Source organism: Frondihabitans australicus, from assembly GCF_003634555.1.
Classification (GTDB): Bacteria; Actinomycetota; Actinomycetes; order Actinomycetales; family Microbacteriaceae; genus Frondihabitans; species Frondihabitans australicus.
The window spans coordinates 3,488,154-3,511,683 of record NZ_RBKS01000001.1 but is presented as its reverse complement, the minus strand read 5'-3'; the positions used below and the strand labels follow the sequence as shown (position 1 = coordinate 3,511,683).

The 23,530-nt window shown below is 72.2% G+C and carries 21 protein-coding genes and 1 pseudogene; 4 read left to right on the top strand and 18 right to left on the bottom strand.

What is annotated here, in order from left to right; genetic code table 11:
• Positions 1 to 57: 57 nt before the first annotated feature.
• Genes C8E83_RS16765 through C8E83_RS16745 form a run of 5 tightly spaced genes read right to left on the bottom strand, consistent with a single transcriptional unit; the run spans position 58 to position 4,202 of the window.
• Positions 58 to 1,020, bottom strand: coding sequence for an SDR family NAD(P)-dependent oxidoreductase (locus C8E83_RS16765; RefSeq protein ID WP_121371238.1), 963 nt, complete (start codon positions 1,018 to 1,020; stop codon positions 58 to 60).
• Positions 1,021 to 1,050: 30 nt separating this feature from the next.
• The gene (locus C8E83_RS16760) at positions 1,051 to 1,332 is read right to left on the bottom strand and encodes a ferredoxin (RefSeq protein WP_121371237.1); all 282 of its coding nucleotides are present in this window, start codon (positions 1,330 to 1,332) and stop codon (positions 1,051 to 1,053) included.
• Positions 1,329 to 2,615 (bottom strand): NADH-ubiquinone oxidoreductase-F iron-sulfur binding region domain-containing protein, encoded by a 1,287-nt coding sequence (locus C8E83_RS16755; RefSeq protein WP_121371236.1) that lies wholly within the window; start codon positions 2,613 to 2,615, stop codon positions 1,329 to 1,331. The genes C8E83_RS16760 and C8E83_RS16755 overlap by 4 nt, the downstream gene beginning before the upstream one ends.
• Positions 2,612 to 3,214, bottom strand: coding sequence for a ferric reductase-like transmembrane domain-containing protein (locus C8E83_RS16750; RefSeq protein WP_121371235.1), 603 nt, complete (start codon positions 3,212 to 3,214; stop codon positions 2,612 to 2,614). The genes C8E83_RS16755 and C8E83_RS16750 overlap by 4 nt, the downstream gene beginning before the upstream one ends.
• Positions 3,215 to 3,230: 16 nt before the next feature.
• Positions 3,231 to 4,202, bottom strand: coding sequence for an FAD:protein FMN transferase (locus tag C8E83_RS16745; protein ID WP_211331717.1), 972 nt, complete (start codon positions 4,200 to 4,202; stop codon positions 3,231 to 3,233).
• Positions 4,203 to 4,415: 213 nt separating this feature from the next.
• Between C8E83_RS16745 and C8E83_RS16740 the strand changes: the two genes are divergently transcribed.
• Positions 4,416 to 4,796: a hypothetical protein gene (locus tag C8E83_RS16740; protein WP_121371234.1), complete on the top strand. Its 381-nt coding sequence runs from the start codon at positions 4,416 to 4,418 to the stop codon at positions 4,794 to 4,796.
• A 56-nt stretch (positions 4,797 to 4,852) separates the two neighbouring features.
• On the opposite strand, the gene C8E83_RS16735 is transcribed toward C8E83_RS16740, so the two are convergent.
• From C8E83_RS16735 to folE, 4 genes are all read right to left on the bottom strand, one after another.
• A complete protein-coding gene (locus C8E83_RS16735; protein ID WP_121371233.1) occupies positions 4,853 to 6,175 on the bottom strand; it encodes a CDP-alcohol phosphatidyltransferase family protein in 1,323 nt (440 codons plus the stop codon).
• A 93-nt stretch (positions 6,176 to 6,268) separates the two neighbouring features.
• Positions 6,269 to 7,039 carry a pyrimidine reductase family protein gene (locus tag C8E83_RS16730; RefSeq protein ID WP_121371232.1) on the bottom strand — a complete coding sequence of 257 codons (771 nt, stop codon included), beginning with the start codon at positions 7,037 to 7,039 and terminating at the stop codon, positions 6,269 to 6,271.
• A complete protein-coding gene (gene folP / locus C8E83_RS16725; protein WP_245981770.1) occupies positions 7,036 to 7,962 on the bottom strand; it encodes a dihydropteroate synthase in 927 nt (308 codons plus the stop codon). The genes C8E83_RS16730 and folP overlap by 4 nt, the downstream gene beginning before the upstream one ends.
• Complete coding sequence (folE, locus tag C8E83_RS16720; RefSeq protein ID WP_121371231.1) at positions 7,959 to 8,612, bottom strand: GTP cyclohydrolase I; 654 nt, start codon at positions 8,610 to 8,612, stop codon at positions 7,959 to 7,961. The genes folP and folE overlap by 4 nt, the downstream gene beginning before the upstream one ends.
• A 172-nt stretch (positions 8,613 to 8,784) precedes the next feature.
• Here folE and C8E83_RS16715 point away from each other — a divergent pair, with 172 nt between their 5' ends.
• Both C8E83_RS16715 and C8E83_RS16710 read left to right on the top strand, forming a co-directional pair.
• Complete coding sequence (locus C8E83_RS16715) at positions 8,785 to 9,231, top strand: MarR family winged helix-turn-helix transcriptional regulator (RefSeq protein ID WP_121371230.1); 447 nt, start codon at positions 8,785 to 8,787, stop codon at positions 9,229 to 9,231.
• A gap of 93 nt (positions 9,232 to 9,324) precedes the next feature.
• The gene (locus C8E83_RS16710; protein ID WP_245981768.1) at positions 9,325 to 10,752 is read left to right on the top strand and encodes an MATE family efflux transporter; all 1,428 of its coding nucleotides are present in this window, start codon (positions 9,325 to 9,327) and stop codon (positions 10,750 to 10,752) included.
• A gap of 104 nt (positions 10,753 to 10,856) precedes the next feature.
• On the opposite strand, the gene C8E83_RS16705 is transcribed toward C8E83_RS16710, so the two are convergent.
• The 8 genes and pseudogenes from C8E83_RS16705 to C8E83_RS16670 form a co-directional block, all read right to left on the bottom strand.
• On the bottom strand, positions 10,857 to 12,122 hold the full coding sequence (locus tag C8E83_RS16705) for an FAD-binding protein (protein ID WP_121371228.1): 1,266 nt from the start codon (positions 12,120 to 12,122) through the stop codon (positions 10,857 to 10,859).
• Positions 12,123 to 12,259: 137 nt separating this feature from the next.
• Positions 12,260 to 13,147, bottom strand: a pseudogene (locus C8E83_RS16700) (NAD(P)-dependent oxidoreductase); the annotation flags it as partial.
• Between the two features lie 43 nt (positions 13,148 to 13,190).
• A complete protein-coding gene (locus C8E83_RS16695) occupies positions 13,191 to 13,751 on the bottom strand; it encodes a GNAT family N-acetyltransferase (RefSeq protein ID WP_121371970.1) in 561 nt (186 codons plus the stop codon).
• Positions 13,748 to 15,820: a DNA helicase RecQ gene (gene recQ / locus C8E83_RS16690; protein WP_121371226.1), complete on the bottom strand. Its 2,073-nt coding sequence runs from the start codon at positions 15,818 to 15,820 to the stop codon at positions 13,748 to 13,750. Before recQ ends, C8E83_RS16695 begins: the two co-directional genes overlap by 4 nt.
• 9 nt (positions 15,821 to 15,829) lie before the next feature.
• Positions 15,830 to 16,777: a CPBP family intramembrane glutamic endopeptidase gene (locus C8E83_RS16685; RefSeq protein ID WP_121371225.1), complete on the bottom strand. Its 948-nt coding sequence runs from the start codon at positions 16,775 to 16,777 to the stop codon at positions 15,830 to 15,832.
• A gap of 73 nt (positions 16,778 to 16,850) precedes the next feature.
• Positions 16,851 to 17,276 (bottom strand): GNAT family acetyltransferase, encoded by a 426-nt coding sequence (locus C8E83_RS16680; RefSeq protein ID WP_121371224.1) that lies wholly within the window; start codon positions 17,274 to 17,276, stop codon positions 16,851 to 16,853.
• Between the two features lie 44 nt (positions 17,277 to 17,320).
• Positions 17,321 to 20,284, bottom strand: a complete 2,964-nt coding sequence (locus C8E83_RS16675) for an AAA family ATPase (protein ID WP_121371223.1) — start codon at positions 20,282 to 20,284, stop codon at positions 17,321 to 17,323.
• On the bottom strand, positions 20,284 to 21,474 hold the full coding sequence (locus tag C8E83_RS16670; protein WP_121371222.1) for an exonuclease SbcCD subunit D: 1,191 nt from the start codon (positions 21,472 to 21,474) through the stop codon (positions 20,284 to 20,286). The genes C8E83_RS16675 and C8E83_RS16670 overlap by 1 nt, the downstream gene beginning before the upstream one ends.
• Before the next feature lie 139 nt (positions 21,475 to 21,613).
• Between C8E83_RS16670 and C8E83_RS16665 the strand changes: the two genes are divergently transcribed.
• Positions 21,614 to 22,396, top strand: a complete 783-nt coding sequence (locus tag C8E83_RS16665; RefSeq protein WP_121371221.1) for a copper homeostasis protein CutC — start codon at positions 21,614 to 21,616, stop codon at positions 22,394 to 22,396.
• A 267-nt stretch (positions 22,397 to 22,663) separates the two neighbouring features.
• Here the strand turns inward: C8E83_RS16665 and C8E83_RS16660 are convergent, their stop codons facing one another.
• Positions 22,664 to 23,134 carry a DIP1984 family protein gene (locus C8E83_RS16660; RefSeq protein ID WP_121371220.1) on the bottom strand — a complete coding sequence of 157 codons (471 nt, stop codon included), beginning with the start codon at positions 23,132 to 23,134 and terminating at the stop codon, positions 22,664 to 22,666.
• Between the last annotated feature and the right edge of the window lie 396 nt (positions 23,135 to 23,530).

Below are 23,530 nucleotides of genomic sequence, written 5' to 3'. Positions count from 1 at the left end.
GGAGTGTTTCCGGCTCACTGCGGGGTTGTTTCGGCTCCTCCCGCGGCGGCCTCGCGGTCAGGCGATCAGGTCGAGGGAGACCTTCCACAGCCGGTCGGCGGACTCGGGGTCGAGGGCGTACAGCATGACCCCGCTGCCGGGGCGCGACGGGTCGAACGGGAGGGCCTCGTTGGCGTCCTCGAAGTAGCGCCCGGCGACACCCTCGACGAGCGGCGAGGCGGCCACCAGCGTGGAGGTCGACGCACCCTGCTCGGGCGTCTTGAACACGGCGTTCGGCGTGCCGTTCTCGTCGACCCAGCCGCGCCGCACGAACTCCGCGGGGTCCATGTGGCGCTGCAGGTTCGTCATGATGCCGCCGGGGTGCACCGCGTTCGCCGTGATGCCGTCGCCCGCCCATTTCGCCGACGCGCCCACGGCGAAGAGCACGTTGGCCGTCTTCGACTGGCCGTACGCGACCCAGGGGTCGTATTCGCGACGCTCGAACATGAGGTCGTCGTAGTCCACGTCGCTGCGGAGGTGGCCCGTCGAGCTCAGGCTGACGATGCGTGCGGCTGCTCCTGCGTCGTCTGCACCGGCCGCGAGGGCGTCGTGGAGCGCCAGGGCGAGCGCGAAGTGGCCGAGGTGGTTGTTGGCGAACTGCAGCTCGTAGCCCTCGGGCGTGCGCGTGAGGGGTGTCGCCATGATTCCGGCGTTATTGACCAGGATGTGGAGCGGGCCCTGCCACTGCTGCCCGAACGAGGTGAGAGTCGACCGGTCGGAGAGGTCGAGGTACGACGCCCGGACCGTGTCGGCACCTGCGCCCGTCGTCGCCACGATGTCGTCGACCGCTGCGGCCCCGGCCTCGAGGTTGCGGACGGCGAGCGTCACGTCCGCCCCGGCGCCCGCGAGCGCGCGGGCGGTCTCGATGCCGATGCCGGAGGCGCCGCCCGTGACGACGGCGCGGCGGACGGTGAGGTCGACCCCCTCGAGGACTTCGGCGGCGGTGGTCTTGGCCCCGAAGGGCGTGGTGAGACGTGTCATGCGGCTGACGCTACTCACCTCGAGTGGACTCTAGGCAACCCCGCGGAGGCGGAGGGCCGCACGGGGGCAGAGGGCGACGGCGTCGCGAGCGGCCGGGACGAGCGAGGGCGGCACGCGCACGTCCGAGCCGTCGGGCGAGAGCGGGTAGCCCCACTCGTCGCGACTCAGGAGCTCGGGCAGCAGCTCGGTGCAGAGCCCGCGGCCGTCGCAGAGGGTCCAGTCGATGTGGAGCGACGGGTCGGGAGCGGCGGGCTGTCGCCGATCCTGCGCCCTGACGCTGCCCGACCCCGTCGGCCGGAAGCCGCCGGTCACGACGCCACCTCGCAACGCCCCTCGAGGTGCGCCGCCACGTCGGACGCGAACACGTCGAGCGTCGAGAGCACGAATCGAGACGTGCCGTCGGGGTGGTGGCACGATCCGCGACCCCGCACGACCGCCGCGAGCCGGGCCACCTCGTCGCGGAGCCACGGTGCGCGCTCCCGGCGGGCGACCCGCTGCAGCACCTCGGCCAGGCGGGGCAGCCCGTTGGCGCACGGTCCGCACTGCTTCGCCGACTGCGCGGCGAGGTAGGTCGCGATCTCCGCCGACGCAGCGACACCGCAGCGATGCGCGCCGAGCGCCATCAGGATGCCTGCTCCGGGGGCGGCGCCGAACGGAGCCAGCCCGACGGGCGACAGGGGCGCGTCGAACGCCGACGCCGGCACCCAGGCGCCGTGGTACCCGCCCACGAGCACGGCCCGCAGCGACGGCAGGGCCACGCGCGACGCCAGCAGCGCCTCGCCGAGCGGAACCCCGCCGGGCACCTCGAACACCTGCGGCACCGGCACGTCGCCCGAGATCGAGACGAGCCGGGTCCCGGAGTCGCCGGGCACGCCGACCGACGTGAACCACGCCGCGCCGAAGCGGGCCAGCAGGGCGAGGTGGGCGAGCGTCTCGACGTTCTGGACGAGCGTGGGCGCCCCGCCCAGACCCGACGTCGTGAGGCGGAAGGCGTGGTCGCGGGGCAGGGCCGGGCCTCCCGAGACGGCGCGCACGACGGCGGTGGCCTCCCCCGAGAGGAAGGCGTGGGGAGCGACGATCAGGCGCACGCGTGTCGCATCCTGCCGCTCGGAGATCGCCCGACGCACGGGCCCGAGCGACGCCTCGGTCGCGTAGAGCACCGTGTCGCCCGCCCGCAGCACCGACGCCGCGAGCAGCAGCCCGTCGAGCACCAGGTGGGGCGCCTGGGCGAGCAGGGTCTGGTCTTTGCGGCTCAGCGGCTCGCCCTCGGCACCGTTCGCGATGACGACGGGGGCGCAGGATCCGCGGGCACCCCGCCCGCCACCCGCCCGGCCGCTCCCCGCGCCCGCCCGCCCCTCGTCACGCGAAGCCGCCGCTGCCGCCAGCAGCTTGCGCCAGGCAGGAAATCCCGCTCCCCCGCGACCCGAGAGCCCCGACGCTTCGAGCTCTGCCAGCAGCTGCCCCTCGTCGTGGTCGCCGGGCATGGGCCCGTAGGTGTCGAGGTGCGAGCGCCAGTCGGCGCCGGGCGTCGCGAAGAGGCGGCGGACGCCGGCGGGCGGCGCCACGGTCGTGTGGATGGGCTGCGTGAGCGTCATCGGGTCTCCAGTCGGGTCGGCGGGGGTGCGGTGGGCCGGATGCGGGGCGTGAGCTCGGCGCGCACGCCCCGGTACTCGATGAAACGGGTGGTGAGACGCCAGGCGAGGGCGCCGAGAACGGCGGCGACCGAGGCGCCGGCGAGCATGAGGAACCAGCCCTCGGTGCCGTTCGTCCCGTTGCCGATCGCGTGCGCGAGGGCGATCGGCCACATCGCGTAGGCGGCCCAGTGGATCGCCTTGAACAGGCGCGGTCCGAGACGCCGCCGCAGCAGGCTCGTGACGATCAGCACGAGCAGGAGGTCGAACGCGACCGTGCCGAAGCCCTGCCAGAGTGGCCGATAGCTGCCGAAGAACGGCACGACGGTGTCGAGCAGCGTGAGCTGCGCGTACGAGTCGAACATGAGCGACACGATGTGCACCACGAGGAAGAGCGAGGCGGCGAGCGACACGTTGCGGTGCACGAGCGTCACCGAGAAGCGCGGCAGGCCTGGCAGCGGTCGCCCCGAGCGCGTCACGATCCCGAGCACGACCGAGATCGTGAGCAGGATCAGCGATGCGATCCCGGTGCCGCGACCGATCGCCCAGAGTGCCTCGCTCACCGGAGGCTCCCGGTGCTCATCCTGCGTGCCGCCACTCGATCTCGGGGGCGGGCTCTTCGGGCCAGCCGTTGAGGTGGACGACGTTGCCGTGGGTGTCGACGAGGCGCGCCGGCTCGTCGCCGCGGGCGAGCCACTCGAGGGCCCTCCGACCGCGGACGATCGCCGACGTCGTGAGCACGTTCGCCCGGTAGCAGTTGTGCGCCGCGACGGTCACGCTGCGCCAGACCGGCGGCGACGGGAACCCGAGGCGCGGGTCGAGGATGTGCTGCAGCTGACGGCCGTCGTGCACCCACCGGCGCTTCTGCGTGCTCGAGGTCGCGACCGCGAACCCGTCGGCGAGGGTGATGGTGGTCGCAGGATCGCCGGGGAGGTCCTGCACGGTGATCGTCCAGCCCCGCGCATCGCGCGACGGCCCCGCCGTCGAGATGTCGCCGCCCAGGGCCACGAGCGCGCCGACGTGGAGCTCGTCGCTGATCGCTCGGGCGCAGAGGTCGGCGGCGATGGCCTTCGCCGTCGCGCCGAGGTCGAGGCGGAGGTCGTCGGGCACGAAGAGCGTCCGCCCGACGAGGCTCACGCGCTTCCAGCCCGGGTCGCGGGGCATCGCCACGCTGACCGAGTAGGACGCCTCGTCGCCGTGCTGCGGATGCGGCAGCAGGCGCACCTCGCGGTCGTAGCCGAGCGCGTCGAGCACGCCGCCGAGCGTCGGGTCGACGTCGCCCTGCGTGTCGCGGGCCGCGAGGAGGGCGCGCTCGACGAGGGCCGCGAGCATGTCGCTCACCTCGACGCCGTCGGCCGCACGGCCAGCGATCCTCGACACCTCGGAGTCCGGGCGGAACCGGCTGCAGGCCATCTCGACGTCCAGCAGGATCCGGTCGGCGATCTGCCTCGCTCTCGGCAGGGCCATCGCGTCGGTGACCACGATCCGGGCGGTCGTGCTCCAGAGCGGCCAGTCGACGACGGCCTCGCGGGTCATGGCGGTGGTGTTCATCCGGTCCGTCCCTTCTCTCGATCGGAAGACCACTGTGACGGGGCCGGCTTGCGGGTGGCCCTGGCCTCGCAGTGGCTTCCCTATGAGGTCTCCGTACGCTCGCTGGGTGCCCGTTCCTGCCCTCGCCCCGCGACAAAACGCGACACCTGCGACGCATCGCCACGTCGCAGGTGTCGCGTTTTGTCGCGCGGGGGGCGGGGTCAGGAGCCGGTCGTGGTCGCCTGCGACGACGAGCCGGACGAGCCCGTGACGGGCGTGGTGGTCGACGAGCTGCTGCCCGAAGACGAGCCGCTCGACGAGCTCGAGTCGCTCGACGAGCCGCCGGAGGACGTGGAGGAGGACGAGCTCGAGCCGGTCGAGGAGCCGGTGCTCGAGGAGTCCGTCGACGATCCTGCGCCCGAAGACGACGACTTCGTGGTCGACGAGTCGGATGACGTAGAGGTGGAGCCCGACGCCGCCGTCGACTCGTGCCAGACGAGCAGTCCGGTCGACGACGCGATGCCGACGCCGAGCACGCCGACGGCCGCTGTGGCCGCACGCGCGCTGCGGCGGCCGCGTTCACGGATGTTCATGAGGGCTCCTCCGGGTCGGTGAGGCATCCACCCTCACCCGACACGCTGTGGCCGGCGTCGGCGGCCCCCCTGAAGCGCCTAAGAGTCGCGCGGAGCCGGAGCCACGGGCGCCGCGGGAGCCGACAGCGGCACACCGAGCGCCTGGCGCTGCCAGAGCGTGATCAGCCCGCGGGCGTTGCGCGCCATCGCCATGTAGTGGCCGACCACGCCGAGCACGAAGAACGCGAAGCCGACACCGACGAGCCCGCGCTCGAACATCGGCACGGCCTCGCCGAAGAGCATCATGAACAGCCCGACGAACAGCAGTGCCGTGCGGACCTTACCGACCTTCGACACCTTCACGTCGGGGGCGCCGTTGAACGAGAACACGGCCCAGAGCCCGGAGAGGATGTCGGGGATCAGCAGGATCAGCACCAGCTGCCACGGCACGATGCCCGAGGCCGCGAACGCCGCGACCACGAACACGACGGTGAGCCGATCGGCGACCGGGTCGAGCCAGGCTCCGAGGTTCGACGTCTGATGGAAGCGGCGCGCGATGAACCCGTCGACGAAGTCGCTCACGAAGACGAGCAGGAGCACGACGATGGCGCTCCAGAAGTGGTGCACGACGAGCAGCACACCGAAGACCGGCAGCAGGAGGATCCGGATGGCCGAGATGACGTTCGGCAGCGTCCGCCACTCGTCCTCGTGGAAGAGTCGCACCCGCAGCCCGGTGTCGTCGCCGGAGGGGTGCGGCGCCATGCCCGCGACCGACGAGTCGCCGAGGACGCGCCGGGGGTCGCCGTCGGGCAGGCGCAGCACGAGCGCGCGGACGGCGAGGTAGACGGCGCCGATCACGGCCAGCACGGCGACCACGAGCCAGCCGCCGACCCCGAGGTACGGCTCCGTCACGTGGAACGACGCCCGTGCGAGCACTCCGACGACGACCCAGAGGGCGGCCCAGCACAGCGACGCGACGGCACTCGCAGGGACGAAACGACCGGCGGGCATGCCGCCTGCCCCGGCGATCGCGGGGGTGAGGGTGCGCGGCACGGGCACGAGGCGCACGAGGAGCGCGGCCATCGGCCCGCGGCGGTCGAGCACCCGGGTCGCGGTCTGCCAGCGCTCGGGGCCGATGCGGCGGGCGATCGGCGACGAAGCGAGCTGGGCACCCTGCCGCCGGCCATAGCCGAACGCGATGCTGTCGCCGGCGAGCCTGCCGATCGCCACCACGACGATCAGCAGTAGGATGCGGGGAACGCTCGCGAGCCCCGCGGCCGCAACGATCACGACGGGTGCGGCGGGCACCCACACGATGAGGCCGACGGCCGACTCGAGCAGGGCGGCGACGGCGGCGACCATGATGGCCGCGGCGACGGGCAGCACGGCGTGCTCGTCGTTCAGCCAGTCGAGGATGCTCACCGGACCATTCTTCCCTGTTTCCCAGGAACGGACGACCAGGCGCTCGGAGAGGCAGACGACCGGGCGCTCTCAGGAGTCAGGGGCCAGGCGCTCTCAGCGACGACGTGTCCAGTGCGTGAGCAGCATCGACCCCGAGGCGAGCACGTGGTCGAGTTCGAGGGCCCGCAGGTCGATCGGCGAGCCGTCGCGTCGCGTGATCCTGCCGCCCAGCCCGCCTTCGAGCGAGGGGCTGACGGTGAGCGCCAGGGCGTCGAGCACGTCGGCCTCGATCAGCGACCCGAGCAGCGACGGGCCGCCCTCGCAGTGCATCTGCGCCAGGCCCCGGGCCAGCAGCTCGGAGACGAGACGGCGAGGCTCGACGGTGTCGGTGCCGCACGAGACGACGTCGGCGACCTCGGCGAGCGCCTCGCGGCGATCGAAGGGCGCCGCGTCGCAGGTGAGCACGAGCGGGCGGACGGGAGCGGTCGCGAAGAACTCCGACCCCGGGTCCATCGACAGCGTGCCGCTGACGACAGCGATCGCAGGATGCGCGGGCAGACCCTGCGCGACCCTCCGCCCGGCCGCATCGCCCTCGACGAGCGGCCCCGCGTACCCCTCGGCCCGAACGGTGCCGCTGGCCACGACGATCACGTCGCACAGCTCGCGCAGGACCGCGAACACGCGATGATCGGCGGGCCCGCCGAGCGCACCGCTCAGACCCGAAGCCGTCGCCGAGCCGTCGACGCTCGCCACGAAGTTCGCCCGCAGCCGGGGCACCTCGCGCGATGCCGGGGCGTACAGCTCGCGCAGATCGTCGTCGGTCAGCTCACGCCGCGATCCCCCGTCGCCATCGAGGCGCAGGATCACCGACCCGCCCTCGCTCATACGTTGTGCACGGGGTTGACCGGCGCCCGCCACCCCAGGATTGCCTCGACCATGCGCATCGCGTCGACCGACTCGGGCACGGCGTGCATCCGGACGATCCGGGCTCCGAGCAGGACGCAGGCGGTCGCCGCGGCGAGCGAGCCCGCCAGTCGCTCGGGCTTCTCGCGCTCGAGGGCCTCGCCGACGAAGTCCTTGTTCGACACCGCGGCCAGCACGGGGAAGCCGAGGGAGACGATCTCGCCCAGGCGGCGCGTGATCTCGAGGGTCTGCACGGTGCTCTTGTTCAGGTCATGACCCGGGTCGACGACGATTCGCGACTCGGGGATGCCGGCGGCGAGGGCGCGATCCACGCGCTCTTCCAGGAACTCGCGGACCTGACGCCCGATGTCGTCGTAGTGCGGATGGGGCAGAGGCTGCCGGGGCGCGGCGAGCGAGTGCGTGATGACGAGCGTCGCCTCACTGTCGGCGACGACCGGCGCGAGACGCGGGTCGGAGAGGCCCGTCGTGTCGTTGACGACGCTCGCACCGGCGGCGATGGCCGCCTCGGCGACGTCGGCGCGGAAGGTGTCGACCGAGATGACGACGTCGCTGCGTGCGGCCAGCGCGGAGACCACGGGCACCACGCGCTCGGCCTCTTCGTGCGAGGGGACCTCCGGCCCGGGCGCGAACTTGACGCCGCCGATGTCGACCCAGTCGGCTCCTGCGTCGGCAGCTCTGACTGCAGCCTCGACGGCGCGGTCGAGGGCGAAGGTGGCGCCCTGGTCGAAGAACGAGTCGGGTGTGCGGTTGACGATCGCCATGACGGCGATCTGACGGTCGAAGTCGAAGGTGCGGCGGCCGATCGTGCGGATCGGGCTGCGGAGGGACGGCAGCAGCGGGCCCGGCGGCGCCGTGGCCGGCGGCTCGAGCAGCTCGTCGGTCACGAGCGGCCCGCGCCCGCGACGGCACCGGCGACGTCGGCCGTCGCGACGGCCGAGGCGTAGGTCGAAGGCGTCTGCCCCGAACCGATCAGCGCGATGGCCTCAGCCCGCCCCGCCGCGTCGGCGAGGACGCCCCGGCTGGCGATGGTGACCGTCGAGCTGTGCGTCTGGCGCGCACCCCGCGAGGTGACGCAGCCGTGCACCGCGTCGAGCACCACGAGCACGCCGGCCGCGCCCACGCCGGACGAGAGGGCGTCGGCGATCTCCTCGCCGAGGCGCTCCTGCAGCTGAGGACGGGAAGCGAGGGCGTCGACGAGCCCCGGGATCTTGCCGAGGCCGACGATCTGCGTGCCGGGCACGTAGGCGACGTGCGCGACGCCGAGGAAGGGCAGGAGGTGGTGCTCGCAGACCGACCGGAACTCGATGTCGCGCACGATGACCAGCTCGCCGAGCTCGCCCTCTGAGGCCGCCACGACGCTGCCGCCGAGGAGGGCGGGGACGTCGACCCGGAGCCCGGCGAAGAACTCCTCGTAGGCGTCGGCGACGCGGCGAGGAGTGTCCGCCAGCCCGGCACGCGAGGGGTCGTCGCCGATGGCCTTCAGGATCTCGAGGACCGCCGCCTCGAGTCGCGGCCGGTCGAAGTCGGTTGCCATGAGCGTCTGTACCCCTCCGTGTACCCCAGGAAATGCGGGGAATCCGGGGGAACAGTACCCCCAGCCCCCGACACAACGCTGGCCGCGGGCACATTCTTTCCCGTCTCGTCCACCGGAGAAGAATTCAGTTCGAGGTTTGACAGTTTGATGTCTAACAGTTAGAGTTCTCATCATGAACGACGAACCGGAGATCGAACTCACCAGCGCTCTCGGCCTGCTCCGCTGGATCGGCTGGGCGCAGATGAAGGCCGGCAGCGACTGGACGCAGGAGCGCGACCTCACCCAGCAGCAGAGCTTCGCGCTCGGCTACCTGGTGCAGAACCCCGGCTCGATCCAGAAGGACATCGCCACCATCACCCGCACGACGCCGGCGAGCGTCTCGAGCCTCCTCTCGGGGCTCGAGGCCCGCGGGCTGATCGAACGACGCACCGAAGACGGGAACGAACGCAGCAAGCGCGTCTACGCGACCGCCGAGGGTGCGGCGATGATCGACGGCTTCGACGAGTTCGTCCAGCAGCTCGAGGATCAGATCCTGAGCCCCCTCGACGACGACGAACGGCAGACCCTGATCGGCCTGCTCACGAAGATCACGGCCCGGCTTCCGCGCCCCACGCGCTAGCGCCCGGCCCCTCCAGACACCCACATCTTCCGCCCGACAGACCGGGCAGCACAGCGCTGCCCGGAGACGGGCATGCCCGAAAGGAGCACCACCATGAGCACCACGTCTTCCGACACGGTCCGCAGCGACCGCTGGTACCTCTCCTCCGCCCCCATCGTCCGCGCCCTCGTGCACCTCTGCGTGCCGATGGCCGCCGCGATGATCGTCGGCGCCGTCTACAACGTCGTCAACGCCGGCTTCATCGGCTCGCTGCACGACGCCACCCTCCTCGCCGCGGTCACCTTCGGCGCCCCGATCCTCGGCCTGATCATGGCCGTCGGCGGCGTCTTCGGAGCCGGCGGATCGTCGCTCATCTCCCGCCTCCTCGGAGCCAGCGAGAACGACCCGCGCGAGGCCGACAAGATCAAGCACGTCTCGTCGTTCTCGCTCTGGGGCGCCGTGATCGTCGGGGCCGTCATCGCGGTGGTGGGGCTGCTGCTCCTGCACCCCCTGGTCGCCGTGCTCGGCGCGAACGCCGCCGCGGTGCCCGCGACCAGCGCCTTCGTCGGCGTCGAGCTGGCTTTCGTGCCCGTGCTCGCCGCCGCCTTCTGCCTCGAGCAGCTCGTGCGCGCCGAGGGCGCCAGCCGCCAGGTGATGATCGGCCTGATCGCGTCGACCGTGGGCAACCTCGTCTTCGACGTGCTGTTCATCCTGGTGCTGCACTGGGGGGTCGCAGGAGCCGCGCTCTCGATCGGCCTCTCGAACCTCATCACCGTCGCCTACTTCGCCTTCTGGCTCACCAGGCACAGCGAGCACGTGAGCCTCGCTCCGCGGTGGTTCACCCTGTCTCCCGCCGTGATGAAGCCGGTCTTCGGGGTGGGCATCGGCGAGCTGCTGCAGTCGGCGTTCCTCATCGTCACCTCGCTCGTGCTCAACAACCTCGCCGTGCACTACGGCGACGGACCGCTCGCCGCGATGGGCGTCGCCGTGCGGATCGCCCAGGTCCCGGAGTTCCTCGTCATGGGCATCACCATCGGCGTGCTGCCGCTGCTCGCCTACTCGTTCGGCAAGGGCGACGCCGCGCGGCTGCGGTCGTCGATGCGCGGGGCGGGCGTGGCCGTAGGAGCCATCACCCTGCTGTTCGCGGTCGTGGTCTTCGTCTTCCGCGACCAGGTCTTCACCGCCTTCGTGTCGAACCCCGCCTACCTGGCCGTCGGCGCCACGATCCTCACGGCGCAGCTCGTCTCGATGGTCTTCAACGGCTTCACCGGGCTCATCACCTCGATGTTCCAGGCCACCGGGCGGGCGCTGCCGGCGACCATCATGTCGATCACGCAGGGCGTGCTGTTCATCCCGATCGTCATCCTCGCGAACCTCTGGTTCGGCCTCGACGGCATCATCTGGGCGCTGACTGTCAGCGAGGGGCTCGTCCTCGTCGCCGGGATCGTGATGTGGGCGGCGTCGCGTCGGTCGATCGCGGCCGGCCTCGCCGAGGGCTCGCCGGAGCGCGCGGACGCGATGCTCGAGGAGCAGCCCGCCTGATCCTGCGCCCTGGTTGTGCTTCTACCCCTCCCAAAAACGACTCTCCCGACCGGAAATATGGCCGGGAGAGTCGTTTTTGGGATGAGGAGGGGCGAGCAGCGGGGCTAGCGCTCGAGGATCGCGTCGACGAAGCCGCCGCCGAACTTCGCGGCCGGGTCGTGCTTCTCGGCCAGCGCGCGGAACTCGGGCATCCGCGAGTAGCGCGCGCGGTACTGCTCGGGGGTGAGCGACGACACCTTGCCCCAGTGCGGGCGCGACGTGAAGGGCTCGAGCACGCCCTCGATCTGCGGCAGAAGCGCCTCGACCTCGTCGGGGTGCTTGCCGAAGGTGAAGTGGATCGCGAGGGAGTCCTGACCCTGCGTCTCGCTCAGCCAGTAGTCGTCGGCGGCGATCGCCCGCAGCTCGGTCACGAGCAGCAGCGGCCGGATCCGGGCGGACAGCGTGCGCACGGCGGCGAGCGCCTCCGACCCGCGGTCGAGCGGCACGAAGAACTCGGCCTGGATCTCGTCGCCGTTCGAGGGCGTCGACTCGATCTTGAAGTGCGGCAGGCGCGTCGACCACGGGCCGACGGAGCCATCCATGGGCGTGGTGTTGTCCTCCTTGCCGATGAACGACGCGCGCTCGGAGTGGTGCGGCGCGCCGAAGTACTCGTCGGGCACCTCGATGTCGGCCTCGTTGTCGGGGATCCGCGACTTCACCCACATCTGCGTGATGTCGTCGCCCCAGTTCATGAAGAGGCTGACGCTGTAGCCGAGCCCCATGACCTCGCGCAGCTTCGGGCCGTCGACGGCTTCCCACGGCACGCCGAGGTAGACGTCCTGTCGCACGCGGTAGCTGGGCTGCACGTCGAGCTCGAGGCGCGTCGCCGGCCCGAGAACGCCGAGGTGGATCACGCTTCCGTCGAACTCAGGATCCCCACGCCGCACCCACCGGAGCTCCCCGTCGGCGCCCACGAACTCGATCCCCCGCACGGCGGTGCTGAGCGAGCCGTTGCCGACGCCGGATCCGTGCGTCCCCGTGGCGGTGGCACCGCCGACCGAGATATGCGGCAGCGACCCCATATTGTGGAGGGCCAGGCCGGCCGCCTCGAGCTCCGTCGCCACGTCGGCGTAGCGGAGGCCCGACGACACGACGGCGGAGCGGCGGTCGTCGGCGATGACGACCTCGCCGGGCAGGCCGAGCGTGGTGACGAGCACTCCGGGCCCGTCGGCCACGGGGTTGAACGAGTGGCGGGTGCCGAGCGAGCGAATCTTGGGCTGGTGGGCCACCAGATCTTGAAGCTCGGGGATGCTGGTCGGGTTCAGGATGCGAGTCGCGCCGTACGCGTAGGTACCGGCCCAGTTCAACTCGTGTTCGGCGGTGAACGTCATGGGAGCACTCTGCCATGACGCCCGGCCCCTGCGGAAGACCAATTGTTGTGATTAACAACAAATGCGCGGGCTTCGCGCGGGCGGCGCGTGTGTGGGCGGCAAGCGGCGGCGCGGGCGGCTCGCCGGCGGTCGGGTCTCTAGTCGCGGAACCCCGCGTAGACGCTCGCGATGTCGTCGCCGCCGTGGCCCTTGGCCGACGCCCGCGCGTAGACCGCGTCGATGGCGTCGAGGAACGTCGTGTCGACTCCGGAGCCTCGAGCCGCGTCGCCCGCGAGCCCGATGTCCTTCCGCAGCCCGTCCAGCGCGAACGAGGCGGGCCAGTCGCCGGAGAGCATCGACGCGCCCTTCACGTGGGCGTACGGGCTGTCGGACGCGCCGCCCGAGATCGCGTCGAGGAAGAGGTTCGCGTCGAGCCCGAGCGCGCCGGCGAGCGCGAGTGACTGCGCGGTGCCGGCGGTGATCGTGGCGATCCACGCATTGGCGGCGAGCTTGAGCGCCGAGGCGTCGCCGATCGAGGGGCCCGCGACGACGGTCTTCTGGCCCATCGAGTCGAGCACGGGCTGCACGATCTCGATCGCCTTCGCGTCGCCGGCGGCGAGCATGACGAGCTTCCCGGTCTCGGCCGGGGTCTTCGTGCCCAGCATCATGGCCTCAACGAGGGTGACACCCAGTTCCTGCGCCTTCGCGTCGACCGCCTTCGTGCCGTCGAGGCCGATGGTGGAGCACTGCGCCCAGACGGCGTTCGCGGGCACGGTCGGCCCAGCCTCGTCGAGGACGGCAAGCACGGAGTCGGCGTCGAACACGATCGACAGGATCACGTCGGCGCCCTCGACGGCGTCGGCCGCCGTCGCCGCGACCGTTGCGCCCGCGTCGGCGAGCGGAGCGGCCTTCTCGGCCGTGCGGTTCCAGACCGCGACGTCGAAGCCGTCGCGGAGCAGCGTGCGGGCCACGCCGTTGCCCATGATCCCGAGTCCGAGGACTGCCACCTTCATCTGTCGTCTCCTTCTGGGTTCTCGTGTCGCATGCGATTCGAAAGTCGTGGGGTTTCGCGGTTGGCGGGCCGACCGCCTACAGCGGCTTCGTGAAGCGGAGGTAGCTGATCGCCTCGAGGTCGCCGTCGACGTCGAAAAGCGGCTCGTACCCGAGCGCGAGGTAGAGCCCGAGGGCCTCGGGCTGCCGGGCGCCCGTGGTGAGGTGCGCCGTGGTGTACCCGCGGCGCCGCGCCTCGTCTTCGATCTCGGCCATGACCCTTCGCGCCAGTCCGCGCCGACGGTGGTCGGGGTGGGTCCACACGCGCTTCATCTCGGCGATCTCGCCGTCGTCGGGCGACTCGCGCATGAACGCGCCGCCGGCGACGGCCTCCCCGCCCTGCCGGAGAATCAGGAACGCCCCGCCGTGCGCCTCGTCGAACAGCTCCGCGGGGTAGCGCGAGAGCTCGGCCGACGAGGGGATGCCGTCGTTCGGCTCGTACCGGGCGTCGTAGTCGCGGGCGAGGTCGTCGATCAGGGGCCGTGCGAGGGGGCTGTCGGCCGTCGTCCAGACCGATTCGGGCGCAGGAGCAGCCGCAGACCCGCCCGTGGCCGATGCCCCCTCGGCGCTGAAAGCCTCCTCGGCCCGCGAGACGCTCACCGCCACTCCTCCGGCGGCACGGACTCGTCGTACGGGTCGTACGGAGGCTCGTCGAACGGGCCCCCGTCATCGAACGGCACAGTGTCGAGCGGCGCCATGTCTCGGGGAGGCTCGTCGAACGAGGTGACGGGGCCGCCGGTGGCGACTGGCCCTTCGGCGGCGGCGCGGGTCGAGCCATCGGTACCGCCGCCCTCGCGGGCAACGACCTCGAGCACCTCGGCGCCGTACGTGTCGAGCTTCTTCTGCCCGACGCCGGAGATCGCCGAGAGCTGCATGAGGGTCGACGGGCGTGTGGCGGCGATGCCCTTGAGGGTGACGTCGCCGAAGACGACGTAGGCCGGTACTCCGGCCGCCCTCGCCGTGGCAGCGCGCCAGGAGCGGAGCGCCTCGAACAGCGGCTGCGCGTCGGTGGGGAGGTCGGCGGCGGCTGCCGCTGCTCCTGCGGCCTGGGCCCGCCCGGAACCGCGACCGGACCGCCCCGATCGGGAAGCCCGCACGCGCTCGGGCTCTTTGCGGAGCCGCACAGGGCGAGCACCCGAGAGCACCTCGCTCGAGGCCTCGGTGAGCAGGAGCGTGCCGAAGCCGTCGGGCGACACGGCGAGGAGGCCCTGCGCGAGCAGCTGCCGCACGACGCCGCGCCACTCGACGTCGCTGAGGTCGCCGCCGATGCCGAACGTGGTCAGGGCGTCGTGGCCGTTCGACGCGACGCGGTCGGTGCGCTTGCCGAGCAGGATGTCGATGAGGTGGCCGGCGCCGAACTGCTGATTGCGCTCGCGCTTCAGCCGCACGATGGTCGACAGGAGCTTCTGTGCGGGGATGGTGCCGTCGATCGACGATGGCGGGTTCAGGCAGGTGTCGCAGTTGCCGCAGGCGGTCGACTGCTGACCGAAGTACGCGAGCAGCTGCACCCGGCGGCACTCGACGGTCTCGCAGAGGGCGAGCATCGCGTCGAGGTGGGCGGAGAGAGCGCGGCGGTGCTGGGCGTCGCCCTCGGACTGGTCGATCATCCGCCGCTGCTGCATGACGTCTTGCAGGCCGTAGGCGAGCCAGGCGGTCGACGGGAGGCCGTCGCGGCCGGCTCGACCCGTCTCTTGGTAGTAGCCCTCGACCGACTTCGGCAGGTCGAGGTGGGCGACGAAGCGCACGTCGGGCTTGTCGATGCCCATGCCGAACGCGACCGTCGCGACCATGACGATGCCGTCTTCGCGGAGGAACCTCGACTGGTTGCGCTGTCGCGTCGCCGCGTCGAGACCCGCGTGGTAGGGCAGGGCGTCGATGCCGCGATCGACCAGCGACTGCGCGGTCTTCTCGACCGAGTTGCGCGACAGGCAGTAGACGATGCCGGCGTCGCCCGGGTGCTCGGTCTGGATCAGCCGCAGGAGCTGCTGCAGCGGCGAGTCTTTCGCCTCGATGCGGTACTGGATGTTGGGCCGGTCGAAGTCGGCGACGAAGTGCGCGGCGTCGTCGAGGCCGAGGCGCGCCGAGATCTCGCGGTGCGTCGCCTCGGTCGCGGTCGCCGTGAGCGCGATGCGCGGCACCTGTGGCCAGCGCTCGTGCAGCACCGAGAGCTCGAGGTAGTCGGGCCGGAAGTCGTGGCCCCACTGGGCGACGCAGTGCGCCTCGTCGATCGCGAAGAGGGCGATGCGCCCGGAGTCGAGCAGCTGCTTGGTCGACTCGAGCCGGAGCCGCTCGGGCGCGAGGTAGAGCAGGTCGATGTCGCCCTCGCGGAAGGCCTGCTCGACCTCGCGCCGCGCCATCGCGTCTTGGGTCGAGTTGAGGAAGGCCGCGCGCACGCCGACGGCCTCGAGCGCGTCGACCTGGTCTTGCATGAGGGCGATGAGCGGCGAGACGACGATGCCGACGCCGTCGCGGACGAGCGCGGGCACCTGGTAGCAGAGCGACTTGCCGCCGCCGGTGGGCATGAGGACGAGGGCGTCGCCGCCCGAGACGAGCTGGTCGATGATCGCCGCCTGGCTGCCGCGGAACGACTCGTAGCCGAAGACGTCGTGGAGCACGTCGAGCGGCGCGCGGCCCGGAGGGCGCTGGTCGAGGTCGAGAGCGGTGGTCACGCGACGATCCTACGAGGCGCCACCGACGACCGGAGGCGCGGAGGCCGTGCCTGTGGACAACCCAGGGGCCGTGCGCGCGGGGTGACGACGCCGCAGCTGGAACTCGATCATCCCCACGTACGCCGCCGACGCGACGATCGAGATGAGGGCGCCGCCGACACTCCCGTCGGACTGCTGCGACGTGGCGAACGGCGCCGCGAGACCGAACACCACCACGTTGTTGACGACGTGCGCGACGATGCCGGCTTCGAGGCCTCCGGTGCGCCACGTGAGGTAGGCGAACGAGACTCCGAGAGCGGCGACGTCGATCCTGCCCCAGATGTTGTAGGAGTGAGCGAACGCGAACCCGACGGTCGGCACGACGATGCCCACGACCGGCCAGCGGAACCAGGATCCGAAGGCCTGCAGCCCGAGACCGCGAAACGCGAACTCCTCGCCGGCCGCCTGCAGCGGCACGAGCAGGACGATGATCACGAGCGAGACGACCACGCTCGACACGGGCACGAGGGCTCCGTTCGCCGAAGCCCCTCCCTGCCACGAGACCGGGACGACGTAGCCGAGCCCCAGCGTGAGGCCCATGTAGACGAGGGCGGGCACGACGCACGACGCCATCCAGCGCCAGCGCAGTCGCCCGACGACGCTCGTGAGCTGCCCGGCCGTCCCCAGGCCGACCAGACGCACCGCCAGGATGACCGACGGCAGCATGGTGGCGAGGGAGCCGAGGGTGAACAGCAGCACGAGGGGCTGAGAGGCGTTCTGCTGATCCTGCGTCACGGCCTTGACCAGCTGGGCGCGTGCCGAGGCGCCACCGACTGCCTGCACGACCGTGAGCACGCCCTCCTGCCACACGAGCGATGCGGCGAAGTACATCGAGTACCCGATCAGCACCGCGAGAATCGGCTTCCACCAGCGGTAGCGGGGCAGGGCGCGCAGGAGCCGGTGATACTCGATCGTCACCCCGTGAGGGTACCCGCCGCCGCTGTGCGGCCCGCCGCCCGCCGCTCCGCCCGCCGTCGCGCCGCGCCGCGCTTCAGTCGTCGGGGATCAAGCGCTTCGCGAACTCGAGCGCCTCGTTGGGCTCGAAGCCGATGCGCTCGTAGAAGCCGACGGCGCGCTCGTTCGTCGGCCGAACCTGCACGATCATCTTCGGGCAGCCGAGCTCGACGAGCAGCCGCTCGACCTCGGCCATGAGCCGGGCTCCGTGGCCGCCTCCCTGCAGGCGCGGATCGACGGCGACGTAGTAGACCCAGCCGCGGTGACCGTCGTAACCGGCCATGGCGGTGGCCACGACGCGAGAGTCCTGCTCGCCGACCAGGAACAGCTCCGGCTGCACGGTCATCTTCCGCGCGATGTCCTTGCGGGGGTCGTTCCACGGGCGGGTGAGGCCGCACGCCTCCCACAGGGCCACGACCTGCTCGGTCTCGTCGTCGGTGTGCTGGAAGGGCCGGATGAGCATCGCTCCATCCTGCCGTGACCCCAGCGGCCGCGTTCCGGCCAACCTCACCCGACGGTCGTGCGCAGCGTCGACGAGCCGTCGGGCAGCCGCCGCACCTCGATGCGGTCGGCGATGCGCTGCTTCAGCTCGTCGACATGGCTGACGATGCCGACGGTTCGCCCGCCGGCCGACAGCCGCCCGAGCTCGCTCATCACGGCGTCGAGAGTCTCGGGGTCGAGCGTGCCGAATCCCTCGTCGACGAAGAGCGTGCCGAGGTCGATGCCGCCGGCCTCCGCCTGCACGACGTCGGCGAGGCCGAGCGCGAGGCTCAGCGACGCGTAGAAGGTCTCGCCGCCCGAGAAGCTCTTCGGATCGCGCGTCGTGTCGGTGGCATTGTCGCGAATCGTCAACGCCAACCCGGTGCGGCGGGACCCCGACCCCTTCTCACGCACGTCCGACGACTCGAGCCGGTACCGCCCGCTCGACATGACCCCGAGCCGCACGTTCGCCGCGGCCAGGACCTCCTCGAACCGCCGGAGCAGCACGTACGTCCCGAGGGTCACGCCCGTGACGTTCTCCGGCCCCGACGCCGACGCGACGTCCGCCATCCGCACGACCGCGCGCGCCCGCGACGACGCCTCCGCGGCGGCAGCCAGAGCAGAGCGCAGGATCGCGAGAGCCCGCCCGGCCCGACTCGCACGGTCGGCGGCGACCGACGCCTCCCCCGCGAGGGCGTCGAACTCCTCCCGAGCGTCGGCCAGCGCGAGTTCGGCCGCCGGCACATCGGCCGTCTCGTCGCCGGTGAGCGCCGCGATGTCGTCGGCGGCGAGCTGCGACGCTACGAGGTCCGTCTCTCGGTCGTGGTCCTGGACGCGGCTCCGAAGCGCCTCGAGTTCGTCGGCAGGCAGGGCGGCGGCGTCGAGGGCCTCAGCGGTCTCGAATCCTGCGGCCCGGAGTGCCTCGTCGAACTCGGCCCGGCGCGACGCGACGTCGTCGGCTGCCGCATCGCGCCGCTGTCGAGCGACGATCAACCGGGACACCGCCCCCTCGTCCGCCCCGAGTGTCGCCGCGAGCGCCCCGCACGACTCGGCGCGGCCGTCGAGGGCGGTCGCGACGCGCGCCCGATCGGCGTGCAGGGCGCGCTCGTCGGCGTCGAGACGTTCGCCGTCGGCGGCGAGGCGAACCCGCAGGGCCTGCAGGGCCTCCTGAAGTTGGCGGGTGGTCGCATCGAACGAGTCCACCAGCTCGCGCAACGACTCGGCTTCGGCATCGGCCTCGCGGGAGCTCCTCGCGGTCACGACCGCCGCGTCGAGGGCCCCCTGAGCCGCCTCGGGCGTCAGCGGGCCGACCCGCGCCGCCAGGCCGTCGCGGTGGGCCGTCAGCGTGGTGAGTTTGTCTCGCTTCGACGCGAGCACAGCCTCGGCCTCCTGCCGCGCCGACTCCGCCTCGGCGATGTCGTCGTCGGTCGGGTGGTCGGCGGTGAGCACGGCCGGAGACGGATGCTCTGTCGAGCCGCACACGGCACACGCTTCGCCGTCGACCAGCGTCGTCGCGATCTCGCCGGCCATGCCGAGGATCCTGCGCTGTCGCAGCCCTGTCTCGGCCTCGACGGCCGAGGCTGCGAGGCGGGCGGCACCCGTGACCTCGTCCGTCGTCTGACGCAGCGATTCATCGAGGTTCACCAGCTCGACGGCCGCGTCGCGCGCCGCTGCGGCGTCGACGACCCGCTGTTCCGCGAGCGCCCCGCCCGCCGCAAGCGCCGCGGCCGATGCCAGGCGTGCCGCGAGCGCCTCGTGCTCCTCACCGCGTCGCCCGAGCGCCTCGCTGTCGGCGTCGGCCTCCGCTCGTGCCTCGGCCAGTCGCGCCGTCGCAGTCTCGAGCCCCGAAGACCGCGCCTCGAGCCCCGCCTCCACCTCGATCACACCGGCGAGCGACCCGATCTCGCGCAGCAGGTCGTCGCGCCGCGCCTCCAGCGCCGCGGGCTCGAGCGCGGCGAGCGCAGGAGCCGCGCCCTCCCCCTCGGCGACCGCCCCCTCCGCCACGGCGAGAGCCCGCTCGGCCGAGTCCAGGGCGACACGCGTCGGACGAACCGTCGCGGCCCGCCCCGCCTCCTCGACCCGGAGCCGCACGCCCTCGACCTCCTGCCCCGCGGCCTCGAGCTCCGCCCGCCGCGACAGCAGCGAGGTGCGTCGCGCGATCGCCGCCGCCAGCGCTCGCTCGGCGGCGGCCCGCGTCTCCGCCGCCTCGCGGGTCTTTCGCGCGGCGTCGCGTCGGGCGGCGGCCGCGGTCGATTCCGCCGTGAACGTGGCGACGACGTCTTCCGCCCCGTCCGCCGCGAGCTCGTCGTCGTCGGCAGCGGTCCGGAGGCCGGCGAGCGCCTCGTCGACGGCTTTCTGCGCTGCGCCGATCTCGTTGTGCGCGGCACGGCGCAGCTCGACGAGCACGGCCGTGGTGTCGTCGTAGATGCGCGTGCCGAAGAGCGACTGCAGCACCGCCTTGCGGTTCTCGCCGCTCGCACCGAGGAACTGGGCGAACTCGCCCTGCGGCAGCACGACCGTCTGCGTGAACTGCTCGCGCGTCAGCCCGACGATGCCCGGCATCTCGTGCCCGACCTCCTGCGTCGACGACGACACCGGTTCGCCGGTCACCGCGTCGGGCGAGGTGAGTCGCTCGAGCACGACCTTCTCGTTCTGCAGTGTCGTGCCGACTCCGCGCGCCTTCGGCCGCTGCCAGGCCGGCGCGCGTCTCACGCGGTAGATGCCGGAGCCCGTCGAGAAGACGATCTCGACGAACGGCTCGGTCGCCGCCGAGGCGTGGTGGCTGTGCAGGCGGTCCTTGCTGGTGGCCGAGGTCGAGCCGGCCAGCTGCCCGTAGAGGCCGAACACGATGGCGTCGATGATCGTCGACTTGCCGGAGCCGGTCGGCCCGTCGAGGAGGAAGACTCCCGACGCCCCGAGCTCGGCGAACTCGATGGTGTGCTCGCCGGCGTAGGGCCCGATCGCGCAGAGGGTGAGACGGTGCAGCTGCATCAGGCGCTCCCCGCCTCGGCGCGGGCCCGCTCGTACGCCGACCGGAGCACCGCGACCTCCTCGTCGGTCGCCGCACCGCGAGTGGCGAACTCGACGAAGTCGGTCGCGACCTCGACCGGGTCGCTGTCGACCGCCACCACGCGCCGCGTCGAGGCCGGCCCGCCGCCCTCGGGCACGTGCTGGATCGAGAGCGCGTGCGGGAACCTCGCGCGAACCCGGGCGTGGAGGTCGGCAGGATGCACGGTGTCGGTCACGAAGACCCGCACCCAGTCGTCGACGTGCGCGTCGTGGTCTCCGCCGACGAGCTCGTCGAGCGTGCCCGTGAGCTCCGCCAGCCGGCGCGGGACGGGCGCGGGTACGAGCTTGACCGACGCCTGCCCGTCAGCGTCGAGGTCGACGACGGCGACGGACTTCGTGTGATCCTTCTCGCCGAACGAGAAGGCGAGCGGCGAGCCCGAGTAGCGGATCCGGCCTGACGAGCCCACGCGCTGCGCGCCGTGGAGGTGCCCGAGCGCCACGTAGTCGATGCCCTCGAAGACCTCGGACGGCACCGAGTCGACGCCGCCGACCCGGATGTCGCGCTCGCTCTCGCTGCGTGCGGCGCCGACCACGAAGGCGTGCGCCGAGACGACGGACCTCGCCCCGGGCCTCGACGCGAGGTCGGCACGAATGCGGTCGAGCGCGGCGCCGACGACGGCCTCGTGCGAGCGGGCCAGGCGAGGCGCGGGCTCCTGCGCCGCATCGACCGCAGGATCGGCGACGGCCTCGCCGCCCAGCGCCCCTCGCACGAGATCGGGGTCGAGGTACGGCAGGCCGTAGAACGCCACGGGCCCGTCGGGGTCGGCCACCACCACGGGCTCGTGGAGTCGGTCGACCGAGGGAAGGATGTGCACGCCCTCGCGCATCAGCGGCGCGGCGAACCCGAGCCTCGTCGCCGAGTCGTGGTTGCCCGGCGTGACGATCACGGTCGCAAGCTCGCTGAGCCGGGTGAGGGCGTCGGAGAGCAGGGAGACGCAGGCGACCGGCGGCACCGCGCGGTCGTAGACGTCGCCGGCGAGGACGACCACGTCGACCGCCCGCGAGCGCACCAGCTCCACCAGGAAGTCGACGAACGCCCGCTGATGCTCGAGCAGGTCGACCCCGTGCAGGGTGCGACCGAGGTGCCAGTCGCTGGTGTGCAGGATCCGCACGCGGCCGCCTTCCGTCTCGGGGTTCGCCCCCAACGTAGCGGTCGCCACCGACGCCGACGTCCGGCCTCGACCCCGAGTCCTCGGGCCGGCGCACACACCCCCCGACACCCCTGCGGGCCACCCCGCGTACGATCGCGGCATGGCTCCGTCGCTCCGCCCCGCACCGTCGCAGGCCCCGCGAGACGCTCCCGGTCTCGCGCTCGAGATCGCCGTCGGCTCGCCGGCGGGCGCTCTCACCGCCCTCGAGGGCGGCGCCGACCGCGTCGAGCTCTGCGTCGGGCTCGAGCTCGGCGGGCTCACGCCGTCGCAGGGCCTGCTCGAGGCCACCGTCGAGATCGGGCTGCCGGTGCACGCGCTGATCCGGCCGCGGCCCGGCGACTTCGTGTTCTCGCCGAGCGAGGTCGACGTCATGGAGCGCGAGGTCCGTGCGGCCGTCGCCTCGGGTGCCGCCGGCGTGGTCGTCGGCGCCCTCCGCCCCGACGGCACCCTCGATCCGATCGCCCTCGAAAGGCTGGTCGAGGCAGCAGGCGGTCGCGACGTGACCCTGCACCGCGCCATCGACCAGGCGCAGGATCCGATCGTCGCCGCCTCACAGCTGCACGGCCTGGGCATCACCCGCGTCCTCACGTCCGGCGGAGCGTCGCGCGCCGGAGACGGTCTCGCCACCCTCGCCCGCATCGTGGAGGTCGCCGGGCCCGTCGAGGTGATGGCCGGGGGCGGCGTCGACGTCTCGGACGTCCCGGCGCTCCGCGGGCTGGGGGTCGACGCAGTTCACCTGTCGGCGAAGCGGACCGCCGAGCGGGCGGGGGGATCCTGGGTCTCGCTGGGTTCCCAGGCGACCGAGGCCGCGGGCGACAGCTACTTCATCACCGACGACTCGATCGTGATGGCTGCGCGGAAGGCCCTCGACGCGGTCGCCTAGCGTCAGGCCCACGGGACAGCGCTGCGGTGGCGGCGCCAGCGCGAGGATGAGGCCCCGAACCCTCCCTCGACGACGGTCGGCCAGCACGCGGTGGTGAGATGTGACTCGTACGCGATCACCGGTGAACGGTGCTGGGCTGAGGTGTGCTCGCAGATGCGAACCGCTGCCCCTCGCGGACATGAGTAGGGCGGATCGACCGCCGCCCCGTCGGCTCCGTGCTCGCTCCGGCCGCGCCTACCGACTCGTCCTCGCGCGTGGATGCTCTCGTCAGTCCGCCAGATCGGCCTCCCAGTTCGCCCGCTGGACCAGCACGTCGAGCTCGCGGAGGCGTCGCGCCACGTCGTCGGCCTCGGCGCGGATCCGGGCCGTGGGCAGAGCGCTGACCTGACGGAGCTCGCTCCGCAGCTGGCGGTAGCCGCCAAAGTCGCCGACTCCCGCCGAGGCGTCCGCCGCGGCGACGAGGATCGAGTGACGGGTGCGCAGGAGGTCGCGCTGGGCGAGCGCCTCGGTCATCGTGCGGCCGTCGTCGAGCCGAGTCTGCGCGTTCGTGAGGTTGATCGCCACGATGAGCTGCTCGAGACCGTCGAGGATCCGCGTGACCTCGACGAGGAGCTCGGAGGCGGCCTCGGCGGGCTCCTCGCCCTCCTGGTACCGGGCGTTCGCAGTGATCCGGGCGCGGAGCTGCTCGACGCGGCGCTGCAGGTCGGCCCGGTTGATGAGCGCTTCGGCGAGCTTCATGGAGCCATCCTGGCACCGGCGCGGACCGCTGGGCCCGGTGGCGGCGAGACGTCGCCCCGACCGGGAGCGACCGTAGTCCGCCTTAAGCAGAGGAGGCGCGGACCGAGGCTCTGGAGAGGGAAGGTGTGAGCTCGATCCGCGCCGGTGAACAGACATTCGGGGGAAGCCGTTCACGGGTTCGAAGCGGCCGATTCGGTCGGGCGCTTCGAAGCGCTGGTTGGTACGGCAATCAAGTTACTTGGGGTGCGAGATTCACGCAAGGCATGAAGTCTCCCCACTAAGGGGGATGTCTCGACGGTCAAGTAATGGCTTATCGTTGAATATCTCGATCGTCGAGATATGCAACGAGTGTCGGGTCAGACTTCACTCGCGGCCGGCTCGACGACGACAGCTCCC

Coding starts and splice junctions, on each gene's coding strand:
- C8E83_RS16765 (WP_121371238.1), bottom strand. CDS start 1,020: ATGACACGTCTCACCACGCCCTTCGGGGCCAAGACCACCGCCGCCGAA.
- C8E83_RS16755 (WP_121371236.1), bottom strand. CDS start 2,615: ATGACGCTCACGCAGCCCATCCACACGACCGTGGCGCCGCCCGCCGGC.
- C8E83_RS16745 (WP_211331717.1), bottom strand. CDS start 4,202: ATGAACACCACCGCCATGACCCGCGAGGCCGTCGTCGACTGGCCGCTC.
- C8E83_RS16730 (WP_121371232.1), bottom strand. CDS start 7,039: ATGAGCGAGGGCGGGTCGGTGATCCTGCGCCTCGATGGCGACGGGGGA.
- folE (WP_121371231.1), bottom strand. CDS start 8,612: ATGGCAACCGACTTCGACCGGCCGCGACTCGAGGCGGCGGTCCTCGAG.
- C8E83_RS16715 (WP_121371230.1), top strand. CDS start 8,785: ATGAACGACGAACCGGAGATCGAACTCACCAGCGCTCTCGGCCTGCTC.
- C8E83_RS16710 (WP_245981768.1), top strand. CDS start 9,325: ATGAGCACCACGTCTTCCGACACGGTCCGCAGCGACCGCTGGTACCTC.
- C8E83_RS16705 (WP_121371228.1), bottom strand. CDS start 12,122: ATGACGTTCACCGCCGAACACGAGTTGAACTGGGCCGGTACCTACGCG.
- C8E83_RS16680 (WP_121371224.1), bottom strand. CDS start 17,276: ATGCTCATCCGGCCCTTCCAGCACACCGACGACGAGACCGAGCAGGTC.
- C8E83_RS16675 (WP_121371223.1), bottom strand. CDS start 20,284: ATGCAGCTGCACCGTCTCACCCTCTGCGCGATCGGGCCCTACGCCGGC.
- C8E83_RS16665 (WP_121371221.1), top strand. CDS start 21,614: ATGGCTCCGTCGCTCCGCCCCGCACCGTCGCAGGCCCCGCGAGACGCT.
- C8E83_RS16660 (WP_121371220.1), bottom strand. CDS start 23,134: ATGAAGCTCGCCGAAGCGCTCATCAACCGGGCCGACCTGCAGCGCCGC.